Below are 9,544 nucleotides of genomic sequence, written 5' to 3'. Positions count from 1 at the left end.
TCGGCGTCATTTCCGCCTTCAATTTCCCGGTCGCGGTGTGGTCCTGGAATGCCGCCCTGGCGCTGGTCTGCGGCGACGCGGTGGTGTGGAAGCCGTCGGAAAAGACGCCGCTGACCGCACTTGCCTGCGAGGCCATCTTCAAGCGTGCGGTCAAGCGCTTCGGCGCGGACGCACCTGATGGCCTGGCGCCGGTGCTGATCGGCGACCGCGCCGTCGGCGAGATCCTGGTCGATCACCCCAAAGTGCCGTTGGTTTCGGCGACCGGCTCGACCCGCATGGGCCGCGACGTCGGCCCGCGGCTGGCCAAGCGCTTTGCCCGCGCAGTGCTCGAACTCGGTGGCAACAATGCCGGCATCGTCTGCCCGAGCGCCGATCTCGACATGGCGCTGCGCGCGATTGCCTTTGGAGCGATGGGCACGGCCGGCCAGCGCTGCACGACGCTGCGGCGCCTGTTCGTGCATGACAGCGTCTACGACGCCCTGGTTCCGCGCCTCAAGAAGGCTTACGAGAGTGTGTCTGTCGGCAATCCGCTGGAGACCTCCTCGCTGGTCGGGCCACTGATCGACAAGGCGGCATACGAGGCCATGCAGAAGGCGCTGAAGGAAGCCGCCGCCCATGGCGGCAAGGTGACCGGCGGCACGCGGGTCGAGAACGGGCACCCGGATGCCTATTACGTGCACCCGGCGCTGGTCGAGATGCCCAAGCAGGTGGCCCCTGTCACGGAAGAGACCTTCGCGCCGATCCTCTATGTGATGAAATATTCGGATTTCGACGCCGTGCTCGACGAGCACAATGCCGTGGGCGCAGGCCTGTCGTCGTCGATCTTCACCCGCGACCTGCAGGAATCCGAGCGTTTCCTGGGTGTCGACGGATCGGATTGCGGCATTGCCAATGTCAACATCGGTACGTCGGGCGCCGAGATCGGCGGTGCCTTTTGCGGCGAAAAGGAAACCGGCGGCGGCCGCGAGAGCGGCTCCGACGCATGGAAGGCCTATATGCGGCGCGCCACCAACACGGTGAACTATTCCAAGGCGCTGCCGCTCGCCCAGGGCGTGTCGTTCGACATCGACTGAGAACTTCGGGATTTTGATCGCCCGCATTGAAAGGCATCCCCGTTACGGGGATGCCGCACCGATCAGCTTCCAGCCGGCGGAAAACAGGCATTGAAAGCGGTGTCGACGATGGCCAGTTTGGCCGCCTGGACTGTCATGTATTCCTGGTAGAATGTATTCGACACCCACATCACCGAATGGCCGCGCTGGCCGAGCCAGCCGATGCTGCCGAGATTCTCGGCAGCGCGCAGCTTGCGGGCCAGATGGGTCCGCGAGAGCTTGAGCCATTTGGCGAAATCTCCGATCGAAACCACGCTGGTCGGAATCTGGTCCAGGCCGGCGTGATCGGGGTCGATGCCCGACATCAGCCAGTCCATGACGATGCCGCCATTGTTGAGCCAGATGAACAGCGAAAAGGTCTGGTTGGGTTCGCGCACCGGCTTGGAGGCAAGCAGGCCGTCCGCCACCAGAGGCTGCAGCCCGGCAACCATCTCGGGGTGTTCGAGGAACCTGGCCAAGCGGTCAGCGCCGTCGAGGCGATCCAGCGTCCGCAGATGGGCAAGGACCCAGCCGGTAAAGGTCTGCACGGTTGCCGCCGTCGGCTGCAAAGGGTGCGTACGGCCGTCGCCACCCGACACATACTCGGCGATGTGGTAGTGCAGCATCTCCTTGATGAAAGCGTCCGCCGTGTTGCGGCTGGCGACCGCATGCTGGTGCACGAACTCGATGAACCGCGATACCGTCAGTTCCTTGCGGCGGTCGTGCGGATCGCGCCTGAAATGCATGGCGAGGCCGACATGACCCATTAGCCAACGCTGCTGCGTGGCGAAAATGGAAGCCAGGCGAGGGCTCTCCTCATAGATTCGGATCAGCGCCAGGGACTGTTCCTGAACGTAGCGATGCAACGCCGGATGGCCGGCAATATCTTCCAATTTCAGCGCCATCCTCCTGGTGTTCCGGTTCAACTCCAAAAGCCGAGTTGCGCTCCACATTTTTCAGCCTTCCACGGCTGTGTCCAGAGGCACCAAATGCGAAGAGCAAGCCCAACCCGAACACGGGTCGGGCAACGACCGGTCCATGGTGGGATCGGCTAGCCGATTGCCATGCCCTGGGAAGCGCGCCGGTGATCTGCGGCTTGACGAGGATGGTGGAGAGTGAGTTACCGGGCCAAGCGCAATCGCGACAAGATCAGCCAGGTAATCCAGCTGCGCGAACCGCGCCGCGCGTCAGTCGTCTGCAAGGCGTTTCCAACTGGTCCATGGCGGCATCTCTCGCCCCCCAATACGCGACCAACCGGCCGGCTTTCGCCGGCTGGTTGGTACGGATCGGGATCAGCCGCAGACGCGAACCTCTTCGATCACCCTGTGGTGGTGGCGCCAGTGCTTGACCAGTTCGATATGGCAGCGATGATGCCTGTGGTGGCGGCGATATTCGCCGTACCGGTATTCGCCATCGTCATACTGAACGTTCCGGTCGCCATCATACTGATTGTCGTAATAGCGATCCCGGTGGTGACGGCGAATAACGATCCCACTGTCGGAATCGTCGTCCGGCAAATATCGATCGTCGTCGGACTGGATGGTCACGCTTGCCGCTCGCGTCGGCGCAGTGATCGCCGCTGTCGCGGCCAATGCCAACAGGGAAGCCAGAATCAACTTCTTCATCTCGTCCTCCTACACGTTCAAGACATGGTAACTCGCGGAAGAACTGGGCGTTCCGACTAATTTTACACTCTTTGCGACGCGGGAGACATCAAGGCGTTATCGTCCACCCGCTCCAGGCGCACGAAAGCTGTCAGCGGCAGGTGGTCGGAGGCAACGCGTGAAAGCGGCGTGTCATGCGCGTCGATGGCGGCAATCATGCCATGCCGGTTGGCCATGATCCGGTCGAGCGCCAGCAGCGGCAGGTTCGACGGGAAGGTGGGGACCGCCGGCGGCTGCGGGCCGAACGTCGCATGCAGCGTGTTGAGAGCGGAGCGGTTGCCAAGCCGCCATTCGTTGAGGTCGCCGAGCAGCAGGGTCGGTCTTTCGTCCGGGCTGTTCATCAGGTCGAGCACGACGCGCGCCTGCTGGGAGCGGGAGCGGCGCAGCAGGCCAAGATGGGCGGCGATGATGCGCAGCGTCCGGCTTCCATCGAGGTCGATCTCCGCCACCACCGCGCCGCGCGGCTCCAGCCCCGGAAGCTTGATCTGGTGCACGTCGCGAACGACGCCCTTCTTGAACAGCAAGACGTTGCCATGCCAGCCATGGCCCTTGCCGGTGGCGGAAATCGGCACCGGAACCAGTCCGGTTTCCCGTTCGAGCCGGGGCAGGTCGAGAAGACCATCACGGTCGCCGAAGCGGTTGTCGGCTTCCTGCAGGGCAATGACATCCGGATCGATTTCGCGGATGACGCGGATGGTCCGGTCCGGATCGAACTTCCTGTCGACGCCGATGCATTTATGGACATTGTAGGAGGCAACCAGCGTGCCGGTGGTGGCTGTCGTCTTGAGTGCGGCGGCGTTAGCTTTCTGCATCCGGCGGTCACGAAGGGACAGAAGCATGCTTGCCGGGAGGCTGCGTCCAATTCTGTGCATCTGTGCTGCTCGTTCTCGCTGGCTTCAATTCAGAAGCCGGATACAGTCAAAATAGGCAATTTCGGCGTATGTTCCATGACAGACGAGTTCCTCAAGCGCACCTCCGCCTTAGAGATAGGGTGAACCGAGCCACAATGCCCGGTCGAACAGCCTGATTAGGAACGGCCGGGCTCGCAAGGCTTCCAGCGTTACCGGCACGGCGGAGGCAATCGCCGACCCGATCCGCGCCTCGATCTCGCTGGCAAAGCCGGCATCGAGCACCTCCAAGTCGATCTCGAAATTGAGCCGCAGCGATCGGGCGTCAAGATTGGAAGATCCGACATAGGCCCACACGCCGTCGATCGAAAGCAGCTTCGAATGGTCGAATGGTCCCTCGGTTCGCCAGACACGGCAATAGTGTTTGAGCACCTGATCGAACTGCGCCATCATCGCGCGGTCGACGAGGAAAAGATTGTTCACCGCCGGCACCACGATGTCTATCTCGACCCCGCGCCTGCCGGCGGTGATCAGGGCGCTGATCAGTTCCCGATCCGGCAGGAAATAGGGCGACATCACGCGTATGGACTTGCGGGCGACCGAGAACGCACCGATCAGCAGCTTGTGGTTGGTCTCGTTGCTGGCATCCGGGCCGGAAGCGACCGCCCGCACCATCATCGGTGCGCCTGGCGACGGCGACAGCGGGGCAATGCGCCAGGCGTCGCCCTTCAGCGCCTCGTTGGTGGCGAAGCGCCAGTCTTCGGCGGCGACCGAAAAGAGGTCGGCGACGATCGGGCCGGTCACCCGGAAATGTGTGTCCCTGGCGCTGTTGGAGCCGGCGAATTCGGCGGAGAAGCCTTTGCGGATGTTCATGCCGCCGGTGAAGGCGGCGATGCCGTCCACCACCAGGATCTTCCGGTGGGTCCTCAGATTGGCGTAGGGCAGGCGCAGGCCCATGACGATGTTGCCGTTGAAGACGTCGGCGGGGATGTTGGCCTCGCGCAAATGCCCCAGGATGCTCGGCACCGAGTAGCGGGCGCCGACGGCATCGATCAGCACGCGGACGGTGACGCCGCGCCGGACGGCGCCGGCCAGCGCCTCGACGAAGAGCAGGCCGACGGCGTCATTGTCGAAAATATAGGTCTCGAGCAGGACGCTGCGCTCGGCGCCGTCGATCGCCGCGCACATGGCGGCATAGGCCTCGTCGCCGGTCTCCAGCACATCGATTGCGTTTCCAGGGTTGAGCGCGCGCCGCGCCACCCTGTCGCCGAGTGTCCGCAAGCCCGTGAACCGTTGCCCGTATCGCTCGACGATCAGGGCCTCTTCGACAGCGACGTCGCGCTCATGCTTGGCGGACACCACGCCGTCGGCAAACGGGCGCTGGGCGGTGATCGTGGCACGGCGGATGCGATTGATGCCGGCGACGGCGTAGATCAGCACGCCGAGGATCGGGGACAGCACCATCACGCCGACCCAGCCGGTGGCGGCGCGCACATCTTCCTTGGTCATGACGGCATGGACGATGCCGACCGTCGCCATCACCACGGAGATGATCGCCAGAATTTGCGGCCAGTGAGTCGCCAGGGTCGCCAACATGCCGAGACTATCCAGCGAGCGGTTGCAGAAGGCAATGCGGCCGGTCCTGCCGCGCATTCGCCGGATGGTGGCATGCGGCCCTGGCCGAAGGTTTCGACCAGCCGCAGAGATTGATGGGTAGAAGCTTCCCAACGGACCCTGTTCAGAAGGACAAACCTGACCTAGCGGAAGCATAGAGCCTGGCATCATCCTGTTCTGCTCAGAGCCTCCGAAGCCTCTTATGCTTTGGTGCGACCTCTATTGTATATCAGGATGAATGAACTTAATGATATGAACACTTTGATTGATGGCGAGGGGGGCGCCTAACGATGAAATTCAACTTCGATGAACCTCCCGGCGATGACATAGTTGCCGACACGTCGGCAGAATGCCAACGCCAATTGCTGCCTCTCGTCCGCGAGATCGTCCAGGCGGCCGTCGCTGCCGGATGGAGCGAGGAGGACGTTCTTCTGGGGTTTGTCGAACTTGCATGGGATTTGTATGAGAATCGTCGCGACGATCTGCAATGACCGGTAGCCAATCTGGTAGCTCTGCATTGCTGGCGGTGTCGCGGCTTTGCGTCGGCAGCTTTTCGCGGTAGGAATTTTTTCTTGACGCGGTGATCTCAGCTAAGGTATATATTCGTGCATGGTGCTGATTTGCGCCAGTGACCCGCCGAGCAGGCGGGTTTTTCGTTTGATGCTCCGTCAGCCAATGCGCCGAAGGGTCCAGAGGAACCTGTTGACCCGTAGTCGCGACCTAAAGGCCTGGGTTCCTCGCCCCGAGGGGCTTTTATCCCGAACAAAATTTTTTGTTTGCGTACGGATGTTATTCACTATCCACAGCATGTGCGTTACGTTGGATCCGGGTCGGGCTAAGGGGGATTTCAGGCGACAGACAAGCGGCTGAGGCCAGGCAATGGAAAATACGGACGATGCTCGGGAAGGCGGCAATTCCCAGGGCGTCAATCGAGAACGGACAGCTCGATATGTCCTGGACATAATCCCTGAAAGCGCAGGCCCCTGGAGGGCCACCGCGGCGCGGAGTGTCATAGACTCAGCCCGCGATCCCGTCTCGCAGACATTCCCGGCCAAAGAGCATTCCACTGGAATTGCGCTGCGGCCCGCACGCCGATCGAGAGCCTTGCTCGGCAGCGACCGGATCACGCGGTACGATACGCCGACCGGATGTCGCGTCGTCAATCCGGCGGGTGTGGACAGCAAGCCGGCCTGGTCCCTGACCCGGGAGAACGCCGTCGTTTCCATCGCTCCCGAAGCGCTGGCGCAATTGGCCGTGCATGAATTCGATCTCGCCGAACTCGATCCGCCTGCTTTCGGCACGGTCGACCCGGCCGATCTGCTGCGCACCCACCCAGGCCGCAACAGGCGCCTTGCGGCGTTTTCCAGAATACATCTTGCTGCAAATCCGCCCCAAGCTCCGCAGGAATCGTCTGGAATGTCATGCAGTCCGCGCGTTGTACGCCGTCCGGCCGGAACGCTCTCATGAATGGGGTTGGCTACGCCGGTCAGCTTCGATCAATCACGATTTGTTTTTCAGGGGAACGCGGAAGGAAGCCTAGGGTTGAACCTCATCTGGGACGAATCAGGAGGCCGAAAAATGCCGGGTGAGGATGGTGTCCCCGGACCGGTTTCCGGACCCAATTCGCGACAACCGACGCTCAACGCGAAAGGCGGGCTTTCGGTTCGCAGCACGCGCCGCGTGCAGGAATTCCTGAACGAGAACTTCACGCGCAAGCTGGCGCTTGCCGAGATGGCCGCGGTTTGCGGTCTTTCACCCTATCACTTCATGCGGGCTTTCTCGAGGACGTTCGGGGTGCCGCCGCATCAATATGTTCTCGATTTGCGGCTGGACCTCGCTGAAAGGCTGCTTGCCGACAGCCGCATGACCATCACGGACATCGCTCATTCCTGCGGATTTTCGAGCCAGAGCCATTTTACCACCGCCATGAAGAAATACCGGCAGGTGACGCCGCTGCAGCTACGGGTGGGCAAGCTTAACGCCAAGGTTAGATGAGACGGCGCTCATGGAATTGCTTGTTTGCCTAGTTTTAAAGCAGTCTCTAAGGTAACGAGCTGTTAACCTCTGCCGGTTTGCTCCGATCTTTTCTCACAAGACAGCAATTTCGTGAAATACCGCGGGCAGGAATCATGTCTTCCTGCGATAGAGCGGAATTGTCAGACATTTCGTGCCGGCCAGCGGAGAGGGACCATGACCGACAATCAGATTTCGAACGGCTCGCTTCTAGTTCAGCATCGCGCGGCGCATTTCGCCGGGCACTGGATCGCGAATGGCGATCCTCGCTCCCGCTCGGTTCGCCGCCGCTTGATGGCGGTGCTGCGCATGGCTCATAGCGTGCTTGGCATGGGGCGCAAGCGCCTGGGGCTGGGGACGCTGGGCGTCGGCGGGATGTCGGCGGCGGCCGCGATGCTGGGCGCCTTCGCGATCGGCATGGCTGCGACGCCAGCTCAGGCGCAATATCAGGCCGGCGGCGGGTCCGCGACAGGCGGCAACGCCGTCGCCATCGGTAATGGTGCCACCTCAAATGGCAATAACAGCGTGGCGTTGGGCATCTCCAACAGTGCAACGGGCGACGGCACGATCGCCATCGGCTATGCGATGGGTGTCAATGGCCTCAATGCCATAGGCATAGGTGTCATCTCCGGCGCGAACGGCGTCAACGCCCTCGCGATAGGCGGGAACGCCCAGGCTGTCGGAGACGGAGCAAGCTCCATTGGCGTCAACTCGGTCGCAGCCGCAGGCTCGGCCGCCTTTGGCCTGAACGCGCGCGCCGACGGAACGAACTCGACGGCGATCGGCTATGTTACCCGGGCGACCGGGCTGCGCGCCACCGCGCTCGGGTTTGGGGCGACAGCGTCCGGGCTGGATGCGCTTGCCCAAGGGAATAGCGCCGTCGCAAGCCAGCAGAACTCTATCGCCATCGGCTTCCAGGCGACCTCGACCGCGATCAACGCCATCAATCTTGGCAACCGAACCGCAGCGGGAAAGGGCGCCCTTCAAGAGAGCGCCGTCGCCATCGGCACGGACGTGCTGGCGTCTCAGGTTGACAGCATTGCGATCGGGCGCCAAAGCCAGTCGACGGGCACGAGCGCCACGGCGATGGGTAGGAACGCCGGCGCCTGGGGCAACCAGTCTATCGCGCTCGGCCTAGGCGCGCAGGCGGGCGTTCAGGCCAACACGGCCTTGCCCAACAGCATCGCGATCGGCACCAATGCGGTCTCTTCCGGCGGTTTCGCTACCGCAATGGGCGCTTCCTCGGTTGCGAGTGGTACCAGTTCGACAGCCGTGGGCTTCCAGGCCCAAGCCGCCGGCCTCAATGCCGCCGCCGTCGGTCCCCAGGCAAATGCATCGGCGTCAAACTCGGCGGCGTTCGGCAACGTCGCCACGGCTTCGGGCAATTTCGCATTGGCCCTGGGCAATTCGGCCGTGTCGAGTGGAGTAGGCTCGGTCGCGGCGGGCTCGGGAGCCCAGGCCACGGACGTCTCGGCGACCGCGCTCGGCAACAACGCCACCGCGACCGCAGCGAGCGCGAGCGCGCTAGGCTTGGGCGCCACGGCGAGCGGCATAAACAGCACCGCGGTTGGTAAGTCGGCCAATGCGAGCGCGCAGGACGCCATCGCCATGGGCACGAGCGCCAAGGCCGATTCCGCCGAGGCGGTGGCCATGGGCACCAATGCGGTGGCGACCGGCGGCAAGGCGGTCTCGATCGGGTCCGGCAACACCGCCTTTGGCAACGGCGCGGTCTCCATCGGCGATCCCAGCTATGCCAGCGGCACCGGCGCCTTCACCGGCGGCGCCAACAACATCGCCAACAGCGACGGCACCGCGACCGCCACCGCCGCCAACCAGGCCAACGGTGCTGTCGCCATCGGCAACAACAACAAGGCGATCGGACAAGGCTCCGTGGCGCTGGGCAACGGCTCGACCGCCGGTGCGGCCGGCCTCGCGGGCAATGTCGCGCTCGGCAATGGCGCCTCGGCAGCAGCGAGTTCCGGCGATGTCGCGCTCGGCTCTGGCTCGGTGACCGCGACGGCGGTCGGCACGGCCAGTGGGGTGGTCAACGGCACGACCTACGCCTTCCAGGGCACCAACCCGACCTCGACGGTCAGCATCGGCGCGCCCGGTGCGGAGCGCACCATCACCAATCTGGCGGCGGGGCGGATCAGCGCGCTCTCGACCGACGCGATCAACGGCTCGCAGCTCTTCGCCACCAATCAGGCCGTCGACGCCATTGGCGCCGTCGTCAACAACATCAATGTCGGCGGCATCAAGTATTTCCACGCCAATTCGACGGCGGCGGATTCGTCGGCGACGGGTGCGGAATCGG

8 protein-coding genes and 1 pseudogene are annotated in these 9,544 nt (G+C 63.3%); 5 read left to right on the top strand and 4 right to left on the bottom strand.

All coding sequences use genetic code 11. The annotated features are described in order from the left end of the window. The coding region (locus EN994_RS07345; protein WP_127307461.1) for an aldehyde dehydrogenase family protein at positions 1–1,073 on the top strand (1,073 nt) is incomplete at its 5' end. 62 nt (positions 1,074–1,135) lie between these two features. Here the strand turns inward: EN994_RS07345 and EN994_RS07340 are convergent. The 4 genes from EN994_RS07340 to EN994_RS07325 form a co-directional block, all read right to left on the bottom strand. Then, complete coding sequence (locus tag EN994_RS07340) at positions 1,136–1,996, bottom strand: hypothetical protein (protein ID WP_024502664.1); 861 nt, start codon at positions 1,994–1,996, stop codon at positions 1,136–1,138. Positions 1,997–2,383: 387 nt separating this feature from the next. Further along, the gene (locus tag EN994_RS07335; protein WP_063168906.1) at positions 2,384–2,716 is read right to left on the bottom strand and encodes a hypothetical protein; all 333 of its coding nucleotides are present in this window, start codon (positions 2,714–2,716) and stop codon (positions 2,384–2,386) included. Positions 2,717–2,778: 62 nt separating this feature from the next. After that, positions 2,779–3,627, bottom strand: coding sequence for an endonuclease/exonuclease/phosphatase family protein (locus EN994_RS07330; protein WP_013529834.1), 849 nt, complete (start codon positions 3,625–3,627; stop codon positions 2,779–2,781). A 108-nt stretch (positions 3,628–3,735) separates the two neighbouring features. Beyond that, entirely contained in the window at positions 3,736–5,199 is a 1,464-nt protein-coding gene (locus EN994_RS07325) for a phosphatidylserine/phosphatidylglycerophosphate/cardiolipin synthase family protein (RefSeq protein WP_024502662.1), read from the bottom strand. A gap of 308 nt (positions 5,200–5,507) precedes the next feature. Here EN994_RS07325 and EN994_RS07320 point away from each other — a divergent pair, with 308 nt between their 5' ends. From EN994_RS07320 to EN994_RS07305, 4 genes and pseudogenes are all read left to right on the top strand, one after another. Continuing rightward, positions 5,508–5,708, top strand: a complete 201-nt coding sequence (locus EN994_RS07320) for a hypothetical protein (protein WP_082826544.1) — start codon at positions 5,508–5,510, stop codon at positions 5,706–5,708. 613 nt (positions 5,709–6,321) lie between these two features. Beyond that, positions 6,322–6,684, top strand: a complete 363-nt coding sequence (locus EN994_RS35315) for a hypothetical protein (protein ID WP_063168905.1) — start codon at positions 6,322–6,324, stop codon at positions 6,682–6,684. After that, on the top strand, positions 6,685–7,212 hold the full coding sequence (locus tag EN994_RS07310; protein WP_063168904.1) for an AraC family transcriptional regulator: 528 nt from the start codon (positions 6,685–6,687) through the stop codon (positions 7,210–7,212). A gap of 195 nt (positions 7,213–7,407) precedes the next feature. Continuing rightward, positions 7,408–9,544, top strand: a pseudogene (locus EN994_RS07305) (calcium-binding protein); the annotation flags it as partial.

It is taken from the genome of Mesorhizobium sp. M7A.F.Ca.CA.002.09.1.1 (assembly GCF_003998555.1).
GTDB lineage: Bacteria > Pseudomonadota > Alphaproteobacteria > Rhizobiales > Rhizobiaceae > Mesorhizobium > Mesorhizobium ciceri.
This window is presented reverse-complemented; position numbering and strand designations above follow the sequence as displayed.